Source organism: Niabella insulisoli (genome assembly GCF_039652435.2).
GTDB lineage: Bacteria > Bacteroidota > Bacteroidia > Chitinophagales > Chitinophagaceae > Niabella > Niabella insulamsoli.
This window is the reverse complement of record NZ_CP190246.1, coordinates 1,691,284-1,711,694: the sequence shown is the minus strand read 5'-3', so window position 1 is coordinate 1,711,694 and position 20,411 is coordinate 1,691,284. Positions and strand designations below refer to the sequence as shown.

Annotated in this window: 20 protein-coding genes; 10 read left to right on the top strand and 10 right to left on the bottom strand. The window is 43.9% G+C overall.

The features are described from left to right. The first annotated feature begins 78 nt into the window (after nt 1-78). From ABDK00_RS07340 to ABDK00_RS07330, 3 genes are read left to right on the top strand one after another with little or no spacing between them, the layout of a single operon-like run. Nucleotides 79-1,275 carry a hypothetical protein gene (locus ABDK00_RS07340; RefSeq protein ID WP_346239515.1) on the top strand — a complete coding sequence of 399 codons (1,197 nt, stop codon included), beginning with the start codon at nt 79-81 and terminating at the stop codon, nt 1,273-1,275. Nucleotides 1,276-1,330: 55 nt separating this feature from the next. Then, nucleotides 1,331-2,026 carry an ROK family protein gene (locus ABDK00_RS07335; RefSeq protein WP_346239514.1) on the top strand — a complete coding sequence of 232 codons (696 nt, stop codon included), beginning with the start codon at nt 1,331-1,333 and terminating at the stop codon, nt 2,024-2,026. A 60-nt stretch (nt 2,027-2,086) separates the two neighbouring features. After that, nucleotides 2,087-2,650, top strand: coding sequence for a DUF1003 domain-containing protein (locus ABDK00_RS07330; RefSeq protein ID WP_346239513.1), 564 nt, complete (start codon nt 2,087-2,089; stop codon nt 2,648-2,650). Nucleotides 2,651-2,653: 3 nt separating this feature from the next. Here ABDK00_RS07330 and ABDK00_RS07325 read toward each other — a convergent pair whose 3' ends face one another. The 4 genes from ABDK00_RS07325 to ABDK00_RS07310 all read right to left on the bottom strand — a co-directional run bounded on the left by ABDK00_RS07325 (nt 2,654) and on the right by ABDK00_RS07310 (nt 6,915). Further along, a complete protein-coding gene (locus tag ABDK00_RS07325; RefSeq protein ID WP_346239512.1) occupies nt 2,654-2,821 on the bottom strand; it encodes a hypothetical protein in 168 nt (55 codons plus the stop codon). A gap of 75 nt (nt 2,822-2,896) precedes the next feature. After that, nucleotides 2,897-3,943, bottom strand: a complete 1,047-nt coding sequence (locus ABDK00_RS07320; RefSeq protein WP_346239511.1) for a rhodanese-related sulfurtransferase — start codon at nt 3,941-3,943, stop codon at nt 2,897-2,899. Nucleotides 3,944-4,058: 115 nt separating this feature from the next. Continuing rightward, nucleotides 4,059-4,403, bottom strand: a complete 345-nt coding sequence (locus ABDK00_RS07315; protein ID WP_346239510.1) for a hypothetical protein — start codon at nt 4,401-4,403, stop codon at nt 4,059-4,061. 52 nt (nt 4,404-4,455) lie between these two features. Next, nucleotides 4,456-6,915 carry a penicillin acylase family protein gene (locus ABDK00_RS07310; protein ID WP_346239509.1) on the bottom strand — a complete coding sequence of 820 codons (2,460 nt, stop codon included), beginning with the start codon at nt 6,913-6,915 and terminating at the stop codon, nt 4,456-4,458. A gap of 196 nt (nt 6,916-7,111) precedes the next feature. On the opposite strand from ABDK00_RS07310, the gene ABDK00_RS07305 reads away from it, so the two are divergent. Continuing rightward, a complete protein-coding gene (locus tag ABDK00_RS07305; RefSeq protein ID WP_346239508.1) occupies nt 7,112-7,711 on the top strand; it encodes a SatD family protein in 600 nt (199 codons plus the stop codon). Further along, complete coding sequence (locus ABDK00_RS07300) at nt 7,708-8,430, top strand: DUF3307 domain-containing protein (RefSeq protein WP_346239507.1); 723 nt, start codon at nt 7,708-7,710, stop codon at nt 8,428-8,430. Before ABDK00_RS07305 ends, ABDK00_RS07300 begins: the two co-directional genes overlap by 4 nt. Nucleotides 8,431-8,491: 61 nt before the next feature. On the opposite strand, the gene ABDK00_RS07295 is transcribed toward ABDK00_RS07300, so the two are convergent. The 6 genes from ABDK00_RS07295 to ABDK00_RS07270 all read right to left on the bottom strand — a co-directional run bounded on the left by ABDK00_RS07295 (nt 8,492) and on the right by ABDK00_RS07270 (nt 14,998). Further along, nucleotides 8,492-9,895: an MBL fold metallo-hydrolase gene (locus ABDK00_RS07295; RefSeq protein WP_346239506.1), complete on the bottom strand. Its 1,404-nt coding sequence runs from the start codon at nt 9,893-9,895 to the stop codon at nt 8,492-8,494. 17 nt (nt 9,896-9,912) lie between these two features. Further along, entirely contained in the window at nt 9,913-10,779 is an 867-nt protein-coding gene (locus tag ABDK00_RS07290) for an alpha/beta hydrolase (RefSeq protein WP_346239505.1), read from the bottom strand. 153 nt (nt 10,780-10,932) lie between these two features. Then, nucleotides 10,933-11,388: a DUF4268 domain-containing protein gene (locus tag ABDK00_RS07285; RefSeq protein WP_346239504.1), complete on the bottom strand. Its 456-nt coding sequence runs from the start codon at nt 11,386-11,388 to the stop codon at nt 10,933-10,935. A gap of 64 nt (nt 11,389-11,452) precedes the next feature. Further along, entirely contained in the window at nt 11,453-12,205 is a 753-nt protein-coding gene (locus tag ABDK00_RS07280; protein ID WP_346239503.1) for a polyprenol monophosphomannose synthase, read from the bottom strand. Nucleotides 12,206-12,287: 82 nt separating this feature from the next. Further along, on the bottom strand, nt 12,288-13,061 hold the full coding sequence (locus ABDK00_RS07275; RefSeq protein ID WP_346239502.1) for a 3'-5' exonuclease: 774 nt from the start codon (nt 13,059-13,061) through the stop codon (nt 12,288-12,290). Nucleotides 13,062-13,123: 62 nt separating this feature from the next. Further along, a complete protein-coding gene (locus tag ABDK00_RS07270) occupies nt 13,124-14,998 on the bottom strand; it encodes a heparinase II/III domain-containing protein (protein WP_346239501.1) in 1,875 nt (624 codons plus the stop codon). 230 nt (nt 14,999-15,228) lie between these two features. Here ABDK00_RS07270 and hisG point away from each other — a divergent pair, with 230 nt between their 5' ends. The 5 genes from hisG (at nt 15,229) to hisH (ending at nt 20,410) form a co-directional block, all read left to right on the top strand. After that, entirely contained in the window at nt 15,229-16,086 is an 858-nt protein-coding gene (gene hisG, locus ABDK00_RS07265; RefSeq protein ID WP_346239500.1) for an ATP phosphoribosyltransferase, read from the top strand. A gap of 124 nt (nt 16,087-16,210) precedes the next feature. Then, nucleotides 16,211-17,488, top strand: a complete 1,278-nt coding sequence (gene hisD / locus ABDK00_RS07260; RefSeq protein WP_346239499.1) for a histidinol dehydrogenase — start codon at nt 16,211-16,213, stop codon at nt 17,486-17,488. A gap of 31 nt (nt 17,489-17,519) precedes the next feature. Next, on the top strand, nt 17,520-18,599 hold the full coding sequence (gene hisC, locus ABDK00_RS07255; protein ID WP_346239498.1) for a histidinol-phosphate transaminase: 1,080 nt from the start codon (nt 17,520-17,522) through the stop codon (nt 18,597-18,599). Further along, nucleotides 18,596-19,801 (top strand): bifunctional histidinol-phosphatase/imidazoleglycerol-phosphate dehydratase HisB, encoded by a 1,206-nt coding sequence (gene hisB, locus ABDK00_RS07250; RefSeq protein WP_346239497.1) that lies wholly within the window; start codon nt 18,596-18,598, stop codon nt 19,799-19,801. Before hisC ends, hisB begins: the two co-directional genes overlap by 4 nt. Before the next feature lie 24 nt (nt 19,802-19,825). Beyond that, nucleotides 19,826-20,410: an imidazole glycerol phosphate synthase subunit HisH gene (gene hisH / locus ABDK00_RS07245; protein WP_346239496.1), complete on the top strand. Its 585-nt coding sequence runs from the start codon at nt 19,826-19,828 to the stop codon at nt 20,408-20,410. The last annotated feature ends 1 nt before the right edge of the window (nt 20,411 follow it).

The window sequence follows — 20,411 nt, the reverse complement described above, 5'->3', positions numbered from 1 at the left end:
CATATATTATTTCCTGTGCGTTAAAACGAAGACAATTATTCCGTATATGCTTTGCATAACAACAATTTAATTTTCAAAATGGTAAAGGAACTTAGGCATTTTTTCAATGCGCATTTTAAAGATGCGCAATATGAGGCGTTTGTAAACGACCTTAACGAGGCGCATCATTCGCCGCTACAATTCCGGCCGGCCGAAACGCCTGTTTTTGTTCCAAAATATTTTCACCAGAAAATGATCAACGCCTGCGAAAGTATTATCGATGTCGTTTTGCGACCGGATTTTAAAAGCATGACACAAAATGCCATCCCCAAAAACCTGGAAGTAAAAAATGAAGACGATTATCCCGACTTTCTGACTTTCGACTTTGGTGTTTGTCAAAATGCGGATGGCGAGCTGGAGCCTCAACTGATCGAAATGCAGGCTTTCCCTACGCTTTTTGCCTATCAGGTTTTGCTGGACGACACCTATCAAAAGCATTTTCATAAACCAGACAACTATACCAGTTATTTGGACGGGTTGGATAAACAATCTTATTTGCAATTATTAAAAGACCAGATTTTGGGGCCCCACGACCCGGCAAACGTGGTGCTTTTAGAACTGTTTCCCCATCAGCAAAAGACGAATGTGGACTTTTACTGTACGCAGGAATACGTGGGCATCAAGCCCGTATGTGTCACCGAATTGATTCATAAGAACAGGCAGTTATTTTATAAGAATGAGGGTAAAGAAATAAGGATCAAACGGATCTATAACCGTGTTATTTTTGATGAATTGCTACAGCAGGAAAGTTGGGTGCAGGAAAAAGCGGCCATACTTTTCACGGATCTTGATGTAGAATGGGCGCCGCATCCCAACTGGTTCTATCGCATCAGCAAATACACCTTGCCTTTTATCAAAGATCCTCATGTTCCCGAAACCTACTTTTTAAACGAGCTGGAAGAGGTTCCCAAAAACCTGGAAGATTATGTATTAAAGCCTTTGTTTTCTTTTGCAGGCCAGGGCGTAGTGATAGATGTTGCTCCGGCTGATCTGGAAAAAATAAAAGATCCGGAAAACTGGATCCTGCAGAAAAAAGTTACTTACGCGGCTGTAATTAAAACGCCCGACGAACCGGCAAAGGCGGAAATTCGAATTTTTTATTTTTGGCCCAAAGGAGCAAAACGGCCCCGTCCGGTCAACAACCTGGTTCGGATAAGCAAGGGTAAAATGATCGGCGTACGTTACAATAAAAACAAAACATGGACGGGCGGAACGCTCGGCTTTTTCGAAAATTAGGTACTGAATAATCTTTATTATATTACAAACTTTTTGAGTTTAGAAAATCAAGCAAATGGCAACCACCACCACCCTTTCAATCGACATTGGCGGCTCTAAAATTAAAGCCTGCACCCTGAGCAAAACCGGTAAAATATTACAGGACTATGTAAAAACGCCTACTCCTCAACCGGCCACTCCGGAAAAGGTATTGGCTGCTATCAAAGAACTGGTTAAAGATTTTAAATATAGCCGCATATCCACCGGCTTCCCGGGCTATGTGAGAGATGGCATTGTGCACACGGCGCCCAACCTGGGCACTTCAGCTTGGGCAGGCGTGAACCTTGCGGAAGAGCTCATGATGACGCTGGGTAAACCCACCCGCGTGATCAACGATGCGGACATGCTGGGCCTGGGCTGCGTAAGTGGTAAAGGTTTTGAAATGATGATTACCCTCGGCACGGGCTTCGGCACGGCTTTTTATTTGGATGGTAAAGTTTTGCCACATCTTGAGGTGGCTCATCATCCGGTTCACAAAGGCGAGGATTATGACAAATATATTGGCGAAGCCACTTATAACGACATCGGAAAGAAAAAGTGGAACAAAAGGATGCAACGCGTTATTTCGATTATGAAAACGGTGTTTAACTACGACCGTTTGTATATCGGCGGCGGCCTTGCGCGCAAACTCGATTTCCCGCTTGATGATAATATTGAGCTCGTTACCAATATTGACGGTATAGACGGCGGCATACAGCTTTGGGAGCAGTAAACTGATTTATTGATTGATTTAGAAACGTGACGATTGACCCGGGGTTCGTCCAATCAAATTATGACAAGCAAAGAAAACAAAACGCCGATAGAGCGCAACGAGTCAAGACTCGAGAAAATAGCAAATACGGCAACACGTTGGATTGGATCTACAGCTTCGATTGTCGTGCACACCTTGCTTTTTATTACGGCTTTTGCGCTGCCACCGCTACATATTTTGAGTTTTGATAAGATGCTGCTCGTGTTAACGACGATTGTTTCACTGGAAGCAATTTATCTGGCCATTTTCATTCAAATGTCCGTCAATAAAAACAGCGAGGATATCGAGGAAATCCAGGAAGATATGGAAGAAATCCAGGAGGATATTGAAGAAATCCAGGAAGACGTAGAGGAAATGCAGGAAGACGTAGAAGAGATCCAGGAAGATGTGGAGGAAATCCAGGAAGACGTGGAAGAAATTCAGGAAGATGTGGAAGATCTTCAGGATGAGCAGGACGACGAGAACAGCAACCCACAAGAAGCTTTAGCGGGCCAAAGCAAAATCCATCATATACAGCAGCTTTTAAACGAACTTCAAAAAGAAATAAAACTTCTGAAGGAAGAAGGGAATAAAAAAAACGGCTGATTTTTATTCGGCCGTTGTATAACTTGAGTAGGTAACGTTTTTGTTCGGATCTGGCTTAGGTAAAACAATATCTGAGCTATCTTTCACTATCTTTTGATTATCAATCACAAATAATGCTACAGGGGCGCTGATGACGGTTAAAAGCAACAGCATTTTAGAAATCCTTTTCATAGTTTGTTGGGGTTTGGGATATATAATAAATTGTTAAACGCAAACTTCATTCCAAACGCAACAGGAAATGCGAAATTATTTTTCATCCGAATAATTTTTCAAATTTCCAAGGCGCGCTTTTGACTTATTAAATACGTTTCTGCCTAGATCAATGCCGCTTCGCAGTGCCTTTTGCTGATCCTCGGGCAAATGAATAAAATCGCGGCATTCCGTGCTGCAACATCCTTCAAAAGCTTGCGCACAATCTTCACACTGAATAAAAAGCAGATGGCAGGCATCATTTACGCAGTTTACATGCGTATCCGCAGGCTTCCCACATTGGTGACATTTGGAGATAATTTCGTCGGTGATCCGTTCGCCCAACCTTTGATCGAAAACGAAGTTCTTTCCGTGGAATTTGTTCGCTAACCCGTCTTCTTTCACCTTGTTCACATAATTGATAATGCCGCCTTCCAAATGAAAAACATTTTTAAAGCCCTGGTATTTCATGTAAGCAGAAGCCTTTTCGCAACGAATCCCGCCAGTGCAATACATAATGATATTTTTATCCTTATGGCTCTCCATCATGGCTGCAGCCATCGGCAATTGCTCACGAAATGTGTCGCTGGGAATTTCGATCGCATTTTCAAAATGGCCCACTTCAAATTCATAGTGGTTACGCATGTCGATGATAATCGTTTCCGGATCTTCCGCCAAACGGTTGAAGGTTGCTGCGTCGGCATATTTTCCTTTGTTCGCCATATCAAAACCCGGGTCATCAATGCCGTCAGCTACAATTTTTTCACGCACCTTGATATCCAGTACATAAAACGATTTACCGTCATCATCCACGGCTATATTTAATCTTAAATTATCTAAAGCGGGATCAGCTTTGTAAAGAAATGCTTTAAAGGCCTGAAAATTTTCTGTAGGAACACTGATTTGCGCATTGATGCCTTCATGCGCGACATAAATCCGCCCCAGCACACCCATATCAGCGAAGGCTTTATAGAGATGATTTCTAAATTCCAACGGTGATTCGATTTTGAAATAATTATAAAAGGAAATGGTGGTGCGCGGCGTATCATCCTGTAAAATACGCTCTTTCAATTCTTTACGAGAAACGCGGTTATGTAATGCCATGCTTTGAAATTTGACCTGATGCTACACCAGGAATTAAAAATAATTGGGCAGTTGCAGGCTGCACCAAATTTCAGGGCGCAAAGGTAACGAACAATTTGCAGGGATCATCCCTTCATCAGGAAGTTTTTCTGAGAAAAGAAGCGCTTAAAGCAGCAAACCCGGCGACGAGGCCACCAATAAAAGCGGAAAGTACAGCAAGCATAACGGGCTGCTGGCCGATGCCCAACATGCCTCCTACCCGGTTAGCCAGAATGCTACCATTTTCGGCGTTGATCAATAAGGCGAGGATTAACCAAACTAAAAAAAGCGCCAAAAAGCCCGAGATAAACGAGGTCAACGGACGCTGCGCAATCAGTAGAGAAACCAAAAAAGCGACGATCGCCAAACTCCACCAGGGAAAATACCGGCCGGCAATAAAAGAGAAAATACCGGTAACTATAAGCGATATGAAAAACTTCATAATTATCTATTTTTATTTTTTGCAATCATCTTCTTCCGCAAGAGAACGGGGATTATACTTTTTTACCGGTTAAAAAACTCATCCGCCATTTGATACGTTTATCGCTGGCTTCCTCGGGTTTCATCATCCAGAGCTGATAGTATTTGCCTTTTACCCAATTATCAATGGCGTTATCATAAAACCTGCTCCCGGGATTTCCGCTCTGGCCGCCCGGATAAATTCCATAAGCATCAGTAACGGCTGACAACTGAACGACCATGCGCCAACTCGGCCCATGGCTTTTTTTGATAGCATTGATTACTGTTCCTGCGCCGCCGACCGGCAAATTTTTCACCGCAAAAGACGGCAGGTTGTTTTTGAGTAAATGATAAATAGTCGGCTCTTTAAATTTAGCCCACTCCAATTTGCCTTCTTTTTCCAAAGCCGCAAGATGCACGCCTGCGCCGTTTAAAGATTTGGACAGTTGCTCGCCGAGCGTTTCGTAATGTGGCGTGTTCACATCATCCACAAAACCTAACAAAGTGGTGTCAATTTTAATCAGCTCCATCAAGGTTTGCTGTTCGGGAATAGGCACCTGCGAACCGGCCTTTCGTAATTCATCCACCCATACATTCTTTTGCAGGCTATCGAGCCAGAACTGGTAAATCGTTTGCCCGACAGACAATGGGCCTGCATCAAAATCCCATTGTTGAAGCATATCAAAATATTTTCTTGCCGCTGGCGTCAACGTTGCAACATTCGTATTTGCGATCATGGCGGGAAGCAGCTCTTTGGCAAGAATATTATAATAATTATTTTGAAGTTGCATCATCTGATCAACGGTCACACTGTTCATGCCGTTTAAAAAGTGATCAATAGCTGTACCACGCGGTGTGATATAGGTTCCCGGAATGAAATAGGGATAAGAACCATCAACAGGGCGCTGGTTGGCGCTTTGCAAATAACCTTGTGCAGGATTTAGCGCATGGGGATTTTCATCTTGCGGAATAAAACCCTGCCATAAATAAGCGCTATCTTTTCCGGGCATGATATACTGGCCCTGCCCCTGCCACCTGTCCGGAAATTTTCCTTGTTGCCAGATCGCAATATCACCGCCTTTCGAAGCAAATACAAAATTTTGCCCCGGGCATTCAAAAGTTTTTATCGCTTCAACGTAAGAAGCATAATCGGTCGCACGGTTGAGGTTGTAAAAAGCACTGCCGTCGTCTCCCGTGTGATGGGCTGTCCATTTTACTGCTAACGCCGCCTGTTGAGCGACCGTATCCGGGTAAGTTTCATCATATAAAACAGGGCCGAAAACCGTGTATGCAACGGTGTCGATGACTGTTGGACCACCCTTTACTTTAATAGTTTCCAACCGTAGCTGAGCAGGCTTCCAGGCGTCGTCAAACCAATACTCTCTTCTGCTTTGATCTTTAAACCGGATCGTGTAATAATCTTTGACGTCGCGTTGTGAATTGGTGACGCCCCAGGCAATATGGTCATTAAAACCAATGATCACAAAAGGGCTACCCGGCAACGTGGCGCCATAACTATTGGAAGTGGGCGTACTCAATTGCATTTCATACCAGATAGAAGGAAGCGATAATTCGAGATGGGGGTCATTGCAAAGAATGGGAGCTCCGCTGGCCGTCCTGCTGCCGGCGACTACCCAATTATTGCTGCCATTATCATTGTCTTCCGGATATTGGGCGCTTGCCTGAACGGTTTGCTGATTGTTAAAATAAACGGAATCGACCTGGTCGGGAAATTTAAATTGTCGTTTCGGTTCCGGAAATAGCGTGCCCTTTGGAACAATTGGCACTAAAGAATCGGGCACTTCAGGATAAAGCAGATTCATTTGTTGAGATGATAAGATGGCCCTCAGACGTGTATATTCCAAATCATGCTCCGTTCCCGAAGAAAGCATTTTGGCCATCATTTTTAGCAGCAACATGGTTCTAAGATTTGACCATTCCTCGGGTTTGAAGTTGAGAATTTTATACTCGAGCGGCAGTGTGCTTTCCGTCAGCGTATTTATATAAGCATTAACGCCGGCGGTGTAAGCGGTGTATCGCGCCAGCGCGTTTCTGTCTTTCTGAACTTCCTTCAAGGTATTCTCAGCGGCGAATTTCATTCCCAGGCGCCGTTGCTCTTTATCATAGCTAATGGCTGCCGGCCCGGCAATTTCGCTGGCCCGGCCCTCTGCAGCTTTAGTTTGTAAGTCCATTTGAAACAGCCGGAAACGGGCATGCAGATAACCCTGAATAAAATAAAGATCTTCATCGTCTTCGGCAAAAACATGCGGCACCAGCCGCTCATCAAAATAAACATGTGCATTACCCTTGAGGTTCGCATGAATCACATCCAGGCTATAATCAAAAGCGGTATCCTCTGCGTTTTGCCAAAAACCGGTTTGCGGACTAAGAAAACTACCTAATGGCATTGGCACTTTGCTACCTATCGGGCGGTTGAGCAGGAAAAGCAGCAGAATGGTAACCAGCGAAGCAAAAAAGAACGGCAGCAGTCTCATAGATAAAATTTACGGAAAGGTAGCTTTTTTTTTATTTTTAGGAAATAGCGTTACGTTTCTCATAGAAGAAAATCGAGATTTTTGAAACCTGCAAATTCCAACAGTTCTTGATCTTAAAGTTATTTTAATATCGGCTCCTTAACCGATATTTCGCAATATCGGCTTTATAAACGATATTTGTACGAAGAGATATTTTATGATTGCAATTATAACGGGAGATATTATAAATTCCAGAAAAGAGAAGCCTGCGAAATGGCAGCCGCTTTTAAAAAACATATTAAATAAGTATGGAAAAGACCCTAAAGACTGGGAAATGTACAGGGGGGATAGTTTTCAGCTAAAAGTAAATCCTGAGAACGCCTTTCTTGCTGCAATCCACATTAAAAGTAGCATTAAGCAAATAGCAAACCTTGATGTGCGTATGGCGATAGGCATTGGCAATATTGAAAAAAAAACTAAAAAAATAACCCAGTCGACAGGCAATGCCTTTATTCGATCGGGAGAAAGTTTTGACATTTTAAAAAGACAGACGCTACTCTTAGCCACAGGAAACGCGGAATTGGACGAAACCTTAAACCTGATGATTAGTTTAGCCTTGCTGACTGCAAACAATTGGAGCCGGACGGTGGCCTCAATTATTTTAACCTGCATTGAAAAACCCGAAAAAACCCAACGTGAAATCGCTCTATTGCTAAAGAAAACACAAAGCAGTATAAGCGAAGCGTTAAAGCGCGGCGGCTTTGATGAAATCAAAAAGCTTAATCAATATTACCAGGAAAAGGTTGCTCAACTATGATAACATTATTTCTTCAATTATTATTAGCGCACCTTATCGGGGATTTTGCGTTTCAACCAACAAAATGGGTCAAACATAAGAATGAAAAAAAGGCGGCATCGAAATATTTATATCTTCATATAGCTATACACGCTCTGTTATTATTTATTATTCTACAATTTGCTCTGAAATACTGGGTAGGCATTCTGGCAATTTGTATTACTCACTATCTCATCGATATAGGGAAATTGTATGGCCAGGTACGTTTTAAAGGGTCTTATTTATTTGTCATAGACCAGCTTCTGCACATGGTGGTTATAACAGTGGTCGCAGTGTTATATACCCAACCTCAATTTCAAGGTATCGCTATTACAAATGAATTTTTATTAGCAGCATGCAGCGTTGTTTTTGTAACTTATGTGGCAGCAGTATTGATGAGACTGATAATGAACTTCTGGAAATTAAAAGAAGATAGTCCAGAAGACTCGCTGCAGCAGGCAGGGAAATATATTGGAATGATAGAGCGGTTATTGATATTTTTGTTCGTAGTGCTTAATCAATGGTCGGCCATAGGTTTTCTAATTGCCGCCAAATCGATATTGCGCTTCAGTGATCTCTCAAGGTCTAAGGATAGGAAGCTAACAGAATATGTGATCATAGGTACCCTATTAAGCATTTCAATTGCTATCATTACAGGACTCGCTTATAAAATGACTTTTCGCTATTTACAAACCTTGTAAAAATATTATCGGCTCAAAAACCGATAATTAAAAATATCGGCTTTAAAGACGATATTCATAATCAATCCAGCCCTATTTCAAAATGCCGCGTTGGCACAGCAATATCCAGAAAGCCTTTTTTCATCAATCGATTTTTAAATTCGAATTGAACATCGGGCTCGCCATGCACCAAAAACAACTGCCTTACCTCCCGCGGGTTTTGGCAGGCCAGCCACTGGCTCATGTCTTCATAATCGCCGTGCGCACTCATACTTCTTATTTGCCCGATTTCAGCATTCACCTGGTGTTCTGTACCAAAAATTCCCACTTCCTTCATACCGGACAGCAGCCGTGCACCTAAAGAGCTGGGCTCGCAATAACCGGTCATTACGATAGCATTGCGGGAGTTTTCGATATTGTTACTGATATGGTGTTTAACGCGGCCGGCGTCTCCCATACCGCTGGCCGAAATGATTACCATTGGCCCGTTCCGGAAGTTGAGCGCCTTTGAATCTTTTACATCCTTGATATAAGTGAGCCCCGGAAACATAAACGGATCATCATCATTTTTCATCACGTTCTGAATCCGCTTGTTGAAATACTGAGGAAAACGCTTCACCATATCGGTAGCTTCAATACTCAGCGGGCTATCTACATAAATAGGAATTTTGGGCAGCCGGTTTTCCAGATCTAATTGATTTAGAAAATAAAGAATTTCCTGCGTGCGCCCCACACTAAATGCCGGCAGGATCAGTTTCCCCTTGCGCTCCACACAAACACGCTCAATCCATTCTTTAAGCTGCTCTTGCGTGCCGGTTATATTATCATGCAGGCTGTTGCCGTAAGTAGATTCCATAATGATATAATCTGCCTGCGGAAAAACCTCCGGAGACCGCAAAATAATATCGCGGTAGCGGCCGAGATCCCCGCTAAACGTCACGCGGCGCTCTTTGCCATCTTCCTTTATTTTCAGATGTACACAAGCGCTGCCAATGATATGGCCTGCATCGGTAAACATACACTCCACTCCCTCCAAAATGGGAAACCATGTTCCATACTCCTGCGGCGCAAAAAGAGACAGGCTTCTTTTCGCATCCTCGATAGTGTATAAAGGTTTCATGAGCTCCGGCAGACCCCCCGGCCGTTTTTTTTCCATGAACCGCGCATCACTTTCCTGAATTTCTGCGCTGTCCATCAGTAAAATACCACAAAGGTCTTTTGTTGCCGGCGTAGCAAATATTTTTCCGTTAAAGCCTTCGGCGCCCAATTTTGGAATCAGGCCGGAATGATCTATATGCGCGTGCGACAGTACCATCACATCAACTTCTCCCGCATCGAAACCCAAATCGCGATTGAGCAAATCGGTTTCATCGCCCATTCCCTGAAACATGCCACAGTCGAGCAATATTTTTTTTCCTGTTTTTAACGTAATCAAATGTTTGGAGCCGGTAACGGTTTGCGCCGCGCCGTGAAAAGCAATTTTCATAAATTAAAGTTTTAATCCTATAATAATTTCCTATCGGTCAGCCATTGTTTTAAATCGTCCATCCACTCGCCCGCTTCCTTTTTATTATGCATGCCGAAACCGTGCCCGCCTTTGTCGAAGTAGCGAATAGCCGCCGGAACATGATGTTTTAATAATGCATTGTAATACACCATACTGTTCGCTACCGGCACGCCGCCATCATCCCTTGCGTGTACAAGAAATGCGGGCGGTGTTTTTTTATTAACAAGCAGTTCGTTTGAATAACTTTTTATTTTCTCAACCGATGGCTTCTTGCCAATAAGATTGTCGCGGCTACCCATGTGGGTGATGCTGTCGGCAAAGCTAATGACGGGATACACCAGTACTGAAAAGTCGGGCCGAAATGAGGTACGCTTCGGATTTTCGATAAGCTGTTGATTATACTTAGTGGATAAGGATGCCGCCAGATGGCCACCCGCTGAAAAACCCATCACGCCAACTCGTTTTGAATTAATATGCCATTCCCCGGCATGCTCGCGGATCAATTGCATGGCTCGTTCTGCATCTTGCAGTGGACCGATCGATTTATTCAACATCGTTTCATCGTCAGGAAGCCTGTATTTCAAAACAAAAGCGGTAATCCCCCATTGCGTCAATGCTTTAGCCACATCATGGCCTTCGTGAGAAATAGCCAGGATGCGATAACCACCTCCGGGACAAATCAGCACTGCTGTTCCATTCGGATGCTCGGGTTGGTACATAAACATTTCGGGCACCGAAACCTTGCTTATGCGGGTCACGCCATCGGCGCCGGTTTCGCTTGTTTCTGCACTCGCGGATATTTTATTATTGGGTACAACATCATACAAAGGGATACTTTGCTGCGCATTAGCAATCTTCATCATAAATAGCATCAAAAAAAAGAAACTGTTTTTCATTAAAAAAATTTACCGGGTTTGTATTACGAAGTGAAATGAAACGATACGGCGCACAGCGCTTCCTTATTACAACCGCTGATATTTAAAGATAATGAAATGACAGATTAAAAACCAATGACGCTATGGTTCAAACTGAAATTTAACGGAAGCCCAAAATTGATCGAGGTGAATGATACGCTCCTTCAAAAATGAAATAATCTGCGGCCAGTTTTCTTTATTAAAAACAGACACACCTTCAAGTTGGCTAAAAATCCTGCTGCCCGCGCTTCCGTCTTCGTCGTAGAAAACCGGCTGCCAATCCCAATCGGGCCCGGCAGCGCCTTCGAAGATTTTCTTAACGGAAACAAATTGATCAAATACGGTCGCACGCTCATCGGCGGACGGATGTTTAATTTCAATGGCAACCGACGCATCTCTTTTACCTGCGTCCATGCGAAAATAGATATGTCGCACTCCCGTTTTGTAGTTGACCCAATTGATCGTTTCGCCTGCCGCGTTTTTGACTGGCTTCAGGTATTGACCCAACGTGGTCCAAAACGCTTTCCTGATATTTGAAGCTTCGGATCGGGAGTACATATCTTTAAAAAAATCGTCAATAATAAAAATGGTAAACCGGGCGGTGTAGCGATGCGATCCCCTGTTACTCGCCGGTAGCTTTGGTTCGCACTCGCTTTCTATATTGTTTAAACAGGCTTTGCCACCGAAGGTTGAGCACCCCCAATATTCCTTCCTTCACAATGCCCTTGTTCATTTTTGATTGCCCCTTAGTTCGATCCTGGAAAATAATAGGAACCTCTTTAATTTTAAAGCCCAGTTTCCAGGCGGCAAATTTCATTTCTATCTGAAACGCATAGCCGACAAACGTAATACTTTCAAAATTGATACTTTCAAGGACGCGGGCGGTATAACACATAAACCCTGCGGTCGGGTCTTTAATCGGCATCCAGGTAATCAGGCGCGTATATAATGACCCCCCTTTGGAAAGCGCGATGCGATCGGCAGGCCAATTGATCACGCCGCCGCCTTTTACGTAGCGGCTTCCGATGGCCACATCGGCGCCATTGGCGCAGGCCTCATACAACCTGATGAGGTCTTTGGGATTGTGAGAAAAATCTGCGTCCATTTCAAAAATAAACGCATACCCCTTAGACAACGCCCATTTAAAACCATGTATATATGCTGTGCCCAGGCCCAGCTTTCCTTTCCGTTCTTCGAGGAAAAGCCGGCCCGCGTGCACACCCTGCAGCGCCCGCACAATATCTGCGGTGCCGTCGGGCGATCCATCATCCACAATTAATACATGAAAATCCCCATCCAGTTCAAATATTGCTTTCAGGATACTTTCAATATTTTCCTGCTCATTGTAGGTGGGTATAATAACTAACTTATCCAAGAACTTTTTTAATTAAATCAACGGTTGGACATCAGGCTGCGTCGCCGAATCTTATCAGCTTCGCAAATTATAAAATTGATGGTTAAACTTTCAACCCTTTCAATTTGGTCCTGGTAAATATTTCTGTAAGTTTTTGTTTAGTCTGCTGGGGAAAATCACCACGCATCATCCAATCGTAATACTGGGGTTCCCGGGTAAGCACTGCCGCCACCGACTCGCCTTTATACTTTCCGAAATTAAAGACTTCCACACCGTCGCACATAATAAAGCGGCGAGCAAAATCCACGATTACCTCATCACCTAAAAATTTGTTGATAGAATCGATGGTATTGCCCAATTCGGGATAACGTTCCAACTGGCCCAGCAAAACTTCAAGCGTTGCAGTCGCATCTGCTTCGGCAGAATGAGCGCCCTCAAGGGTTTTGCCACAGTAAAATTTATAGGCGGCGGCTAAAGTGCGCTGTTCCATTTTGTGAAAAATATTCTGCACATCTAAAAGCCGGCGGCCTTTCATTTCGAGCTCCACGCCGGCGCGCAAAAATTCTTCTATAAGCAAAGGAATATCGAAGCGGTTAGAGTTATATCCGGAAAGATCACAATCGGCCAAAACCTGCCTCAACTCCTGCGCTGCCTGCGCAAAAGTAGGCGCATCCTTCACCATGTCATCTGTGATGCCATGCACATCGCTGGAGGTTTTGGGAATGGGCATTTCCGGATTGATCAGTTTTCTTTTCACTGTTCTCGAACCATCAGGCAGCAACTTCACTATTGCTATTTCTACGATCCTGTCTTTACCGAGGTTTACCCCTGTCGTTTCCAGATCTATAAATGCAATGGGCTTGGTAATTTGTAACATGCTTTATTTTTTGGGCGCTAAAGATAATGAATATGACCTACTTGCACCCGGGATAGAAAATGTTAATCTTTCGGCCAGGTCTTTAATGGAGCAACATTAAAATCAATTGCCGGTTTATTTTTATCACTATAAAAGAAAACGTCGAAGGCGGCGCTTTTGCCGGCGGCTATTTCAGTTTCAAAACCAATCAAAGTAACGCCGGGATTAGCTGCGTCATAGTCGTTCTTGGAAATTGCAGGCCAACTTTTGATAACAATTTTCTGATCCGATTTGATTTGCACCACCACCTGCTTCCCACCTTTTTTGAGCAGGATCCTGTCGGGCGCGATTATCGATACATCCGCCCTGGTCACCAGCGTCCAACGCAGCTCAGCAGCTTTAGCGCCGGCGCTCACTTCGTCTCTCACCAGTGCGTAGCTGCCGTTAACAATGGCTATCCCTCTCGAAGCGCCCACCAGTTGCTCTTTATAAAGATCGGAAAGGTCGGTTTGCGCGTTCATAAATTGCTTGTCTGACGCATACGCCTTCAAAACTGCTTTGCCTTTTGCGTGTTGAAGCTGGCCGTTTATCGTCAGTGTATTATGTGCAAAATTGTTATACCTGAAAACCGTCCAGCGCTGCGAATTCTGGTTCATATTCCAAAGGTCGACGCCTTTTGTTTCAAGCGAATTATAGTTTTGCATACCCAGGTCTTCAGCCCATCTTTCGCCATTCATATCTAATACAAAAGACCCTACGTCCATGTGTCCATGGCTGACTGAGGGCGAGCCGCATTTTAACCCCATGTAAACAGCCCCGGGGTTGGTCCATGAACTTCTCATTAGAAAAACCGGGTTGGGGCCACCCCCCGCCCAGGTGAGACCGGATGGCGCACGCTCCTTCTCGGTATTGAAATCTTTTGCCCAAATTAGTAAAGCCGGCAGCGTACGCTCTACCGCAAGCTGTGCTAAATCATGGGTTTCGATAAAATTCATTTCATTCCAGATGAGAGAAGGATCTTTCATTTTTTTCGCAAACCAAAACATAGCAGGCTGAATATCCACGCCATTTCCCGCATCTGAATAATTAAAGCTATTGTGCGAACTACCCTCCATATGAAGCATATAATAAGGAGTTTTCATAAAGCCAGCCACGTCCGAAAAATCAAAATTTTTGTTTTTAAATTTCTCGTAAGCATCGATAAACAGTACGTTAAACATAGTGCCATAGCCCCAGTAATTATACCCCTCGGGATAAGCGCCATCCGGATTATAACCCTTCATCACATGCGGCAACCCTGCAATCGCGCGTTCGAGGATTTTGCCGGTTTGTTGCGGCTGGCCTTCATCAATTGCGATGGCACCAAAAGAAATACCGGCATGGCATACCTGGTTCCAATTGTTGGTGCCGTTGATCCACCAGGTGCCTTTGCCTTCAAAAGAAGGCTTGATCCCTTTTTCTATTATCGCCTCTTTGATTACCGCTTTTGAACTTTGAGGCAAGTAATCAAATAGCCAGTCATAACCGATGGCCACTCCCATCGTCATTTCTGCAACATCCAAAAAATGAGAGGGATTCCAATCGCTGAAGCCGCTGACAGCCAGCATTTCCTCCTCAGCGCGATCCGCGTAAGACGGCTTCCCGGTCATACGATAAGCATACGCAAGATAGAAAACCCGCCGCAGGCATTCCCTGGAAATTCCCAGCAGCCTTCGTCCGGTCATTTCTCTTTTTAAAACCGGAGTGTTTAGAAACTTATCGCTTTCGGCGATGATCGCTTCATGTACTTTTTTAAGATTACTATTGTGGGCGACGGCCTTATGAATATCTTTCTCGGCGCCTTTTAGCAAAAGCAGCCGGGGATGTTCAGAACGGAGGGCTAATTCGGGCAGGAATGATGCATGAAGCTTTATAGCAAAAAGATGAAATAATAGCAGCAATGTAGCGATTCTTAACATGCGTAAGTTTTGTTTTAAAAATACAGTATTATTTTATTGACTATTCGCAATTTTGAAAGTTTTTTCTATATATTTGCCGCGCAGTGAATAATAACAACGTACATATCCACCATCATTTCGCGTACTTAAAGTAAGCCGGTGGTGCTATGTATCAACTTATAGAAGGCTTACAATTTGTAAGCCTTTTTTATTTGCAACAACAAAGCAATTAATAAAACAAAAAACTAAAAATGGAAAAGTTACGAATCGCGGTTCAAAAGTCAGGCAGGCTGAGTGAAGACTCTCTTAAACTTTTAAAGGAATGCGGCATCGGCGTTCCTAATGGCAATAACCAGTTGAAAATAAATGCAGAGAACTTCGACGCTGAAATCCTTTTTTTGCGCGATGACGATATTCCCGAATATGTTCAGGATGGCGTAGCAGACATAGGTTTCGTGGGAGAAAACGTAGCGATTGAAAAAAACAAAGTAACCGAAATTATCGAGCGCCTCGGTTATGGCAAATGCCGCCTGTCGATTGCACTGCCTAAAAGCAAAAAAAGAAAAAAGATAAAAGACCTCGACGGAATAAAAATTGCCACCAGCTATCCTTTTATACTTTCCAAATGGCTGAAACAAAATAAGATCAAAGCTGAAATCCACGAAATCAGCGGATCGGTAGAAATCGCGCCACGCATTGGTTTGGCTGATGCTATTTGTGATTTGGTGAGCAGTGGCAGCACCCTTTTTAGTAATGAACTCTACGAATTTGAAACGATCCTGAAATCAGAAGCGGTTCTTATTTCCGGTAAAAACCTTTCCAAAAAAAGAAAGGAACTGCTTGATAAATTATTGTTTCGCATCCGCTCCGTGAGAAAAGCAAAATATAATAAATACGTATTATTAAACGCGCCCAATGAAAGCATTGACAAAATCTGTGCGTATCTGCCAGGCATCAACAGCCCTACGATCGTGCCGTTGGCCCAAAAAGGCTGGTCTTCCATTCACTCCGTTATTGGTGAAAATGATTTTTGGAACGTGATCGAAAAATTAAAAACCGCAGGTGCACAGGGTATCTTAATTTTACCCATCGAAAAAATCATCGAGTAATGGGTGGGCCATAGTCTATTCGCCATTGCCAATTGACTTTTAACTATTCACCATTGACTTTTGACCATTGACCATTGACTTTTGACTTTAAACAATCACTATCGCCCAAACCACCAATGATGCCATGAATTTAAAAATTTACAAATACCCTTCCGTTAGCGCCTGGCAAGGACTTTGCCAGCGGCCCATGCAAAATAGTTCAGCCATCCGAACCTCCGTTGATAAGATCATTTATGATGTGGCAAACAATGGCGACGTGGCTTTAAAAAAATATGCAGAAAAATTCGACGGGGTAGTTTTGAAAAATATACTGGTATCAAAAAAAGAAATCGATACTGCCGCAAAACAAATGGACCCTAAGCTGAAGCGTGCCATCCTTCAGGCTAAAAATAATATTCAGAAGTTTCACAGCTCGCAAAAGCAGCCGATTGTGAAAGTCGAAACGTCGAAGGGCATTCTATGCTGGCGCGAAGCCCGGGCCATCGAAAAGATTGGCCTGTATATTCCAGGAGGCTCGGCGCCGCTTTTTTCTACGGTATTGATGTTGGGCATCCCGGCGATGATTGCCAAATGTAAAGAAGTGGTTTTATGTACGCCTCCCGATAAAAATGGCAAAATAAACGACGCCATTTTATATGCAGCTTCCCTTTGCGGCATCACTAAAATTTTTAAAACCGGGGGCGCGCAAGCCATTGCCGCCATGGCCTACGGCACCAAATCGATCCCGGCAGTTTTCAAAATTTTTGGCCCGGGCAACCAGTTCGTAACTGCTGCCAAGCAGATTTTGCAAACCAAAGTAGCCATCGATATGCCGGCAGGCCCATCGGAGCTGTTGGTCATTGCCGATCAATCAGCAGTTCCTGAATACGTGGCCGCCGACCTGCTCGCCCAAGCCGAACACGGCCCCGACTCGCAGGTGATACTGGTTTGCACTAATCTCGACATAGCACGAAAAGTAGCCAAAGCGGTAGAAGTGCAGCTTAGCCAACTTCCCAGAAAGGATATTGCCGAAGGCGCGCTTCAACATGCCCGGCTTATTGTTCTTAAAAATTTAAATGCTGCGGTTTCTTTTTCAAACCTCTATGCGCCCGAGCATCTAATTTTGGCTTGCAAGGTGAATACCGGTCTCTTAAAAAAAATAGACGCAGCGGGATCCGTTTTCATCGGCAATTATTCTCCGGAAAGTGTTGGTGACTACGCCAGCGGCACTAATCACACGTTGCCCACCAACGGCTATGCTACCGCCTATAGCGGCGTATCGTTAGACAGTTTCTACAAAAAAATAACCTTCCAGCAGCTTTCCAAAGATGGCCTGCATCATATTGCCAAAACCGTGTCTGTAATGGCGGAAGCGGAAGGCTTACAGGCCCATAGCAACGCGGTTAAAATAAGGCTTTCATAAAAATTTTCCTCAGATCTGAACGATATCACCAATGGACTTTAATCTATCTTACCTGGTTCGCGAGAATATAAAAAACCTCAGCCCTTACACTACCGCCCGGCACGAATTCACCGGCGAAGCGAGTGTGATGCTTGACGCCAATGAAAATGCAGCCGGCTCGCCCGTATCTCTCGATATTAATGACTTTCACGAAACATTAAACCGTTATCCCGATCCTTTGCAGATCAAATTGAAAGAGCGGATCGGCGCAATTAAGGGTGTTCCGGTAGAAAACATTTTTGCCGGCAATGGAAGCGACGAAGCGATCGACGTATTGATGCGTATTTTCTGCGAACCCGGCGTGGATAATATTATCACATTACCTCCCACGTATGGTATGTATGGTGTTTGTGCAGCTATCAACAATATCCGGGTGAAAGAAGTGCCGCTCAACGCAGCCTACCAAATGGATATCCAGGCGATCGCTGATCAGGTAGACGATTACACCAAATTGATTTTTATCTGCTCTCCCAACAATCCGACAGGCAATAGCATTGCCCGGCAGGATATTGAAATCATTTTAAACAACTTTGACGGTATTGTCGTTATTGACGAAGCTTATATTAATTATGCCCGTCAGAAAACCTTTGCCCAGGACATCGCGGAGTACCCCAATCTGGTTGTGATGCAAACATTGTCAAAAGCCTGGGGACTTGCTGCTTTGCGCCTGGGATTAGCTTTTGCCAGTAAAGAAATTATTTCATTAATGAATAATGTAAAATATCCTTACAATATCAATGAGGCTACCCAACAGTTGGCATTACATGGCTTGAAAAATGTGATGCAAATAAATAATTGGACTAAAACCACTATCGAACAACGTGAGTGGCTTGAAAACGAATTGCAGCCCTTACCGATGGTTGAAGAAATCTACCCCTCCGACGCCAACTTTTTATTAGTAAAAATGAAAAACGCTGAGGAGGTATTTACCTTTCTGCAAACAAAAGGTATTATCGTTAGAAGCCGTACCAAAACAAAGGGATGCGAAGGCTGTCTGAGGATAACGGTGGGTACTGCAGCAGAAAACAAAAAGCTCATCGAAACATTAAAAACTTACAACCCGACCGTATGATTGAAAATAAAAATGTCGGCAATGCAACAAACGCACTCGAGGAAAAGCGTACTGAAAAAAAACCGAAGAAGGTTTTATTTATCGACAGAGATGGCACATTGATTAACGAAGCGCCGCCCACCTATCAGCTGGATGCGCTGGAAAAAATCACTTTTTTTCCGGGTATGTTTACCTGGATGGGGAAGATTGCCCGCGACATGGATTTTGAACTGGTAATGATCACCAACCAGGATGGCTTAGGCACCGATGCTTTTCCTGAAGCTACTTTTTGGCCTTATCAGGATTTTATCATGCGCAATCTCGAAAGTGAAGGCATTATTTTTAGTGAAGTGCTCATCGACAAAACTTACCCGGCTGATAATGCGCCCACGCGCAAACCCGGCACCGGCCTGCTTACTCACTATATCAACAGCAGCGACTATGATCTTGCTAATTCTTTTGTCATTGGCGACCGGATAACCGATATTCAATTGGCCAAAAACCTGAACTGCAAAGGCATTTGGCTGAACCTGGACGAAGAACTTGGCGCTACCGAGATCTCCGACGACCTCAAGAAACTGGACGCCACGATAGCATTGAAAACAAAAAGTTGGGAAGACATTTATGCTTTTCTGCAACTGAATGAAAGAGTGGTGCAACATACACGCGACACCAACGAAACACAAATCCAAATTGAAATCAACCTCGACGGCACCGGCATCTGCGAAATAAATACCGGCCTCGGTTTCTTCGATCATATGCTTCATCAGCTGGGCCGCCACAGCGGGATCAATTTAAAAATTATTACCAAAGGGGATCTGCATATCGACGAGCATCACACGATTGAAGACACGGCCATCGCTCTGGGAGAAGCCTTCCAATTAGCGCTGGGCAACAAAGCCGGCATTGAAAGATATGGCTTTTTACTACCCATGGATGATTGCCTCGCCCAAGTCGCTATCGACTTTGGAGGACGCCCATGGCTGGTTTGGAATGCGGATTTTTCGAGGGAAAAAATAGGCGAAATGCCTACCGAAATGTTTTACCATTTTTTCAAATCCTTTAGTGACGGTGCGAAGTGCAACCTGAACATTAAGGCCGAAGGCGAAAATGAACATCACAAAATAGAAGCAATTTTCAAGGGTTTGGCCAAAGCCATTAAAATGGCCGTGAAGCGCGCACCCGGCAATCAACAACTTCCCAGTACGAAAGGCCTTCTGTAAATAATCAACAGGGATAAAAGTTTTATGAACACAGTTATTATAAAATATAATGCAGGCAATATTCAATCCGTGATTTTTGCCTTGGAGCGGATGGGCCTGCAGGCAACGGTTACCGACGATAAAGAAAGCATCCTCGCCGCCGACAAAATTATTTTTCCGGGTGTGGGAGAAGCAAGCACGGCTATGCAATACCTGCGGGAACGCAAGCTTGATGAAGTGATTAGAAATGCAAAGCAGCCGCTGTTGGGCATTTGCCTGGGCATGCAGCTCCTCTGCGCGCACAGTGAAGAAAATGATACCGAATGCCTGAATATTTTCGATGTGAAAGTAAAGCGGTTTGAAAGCGATACTTTAAAAATTCCGCAGATTGGATGGAATAATATTCATGTAAAGCCCAGCGATCTTTTTAAAAATGTGCCGGATAATAGTTACTGCTATTTTGTTCATAGTTATTACGCCGAACTCAACCCACACACGATCGCTTCGGCAAACTACGGTACCACATTCAGCTGCGCACTGGGAAAGAATAATTTTTATGGTGTGCAATTCCACCCGGAAAAAAGCGCCGATACCGGCGAGCAAATCCTAAAAAATTTTCTATCCTTATAAA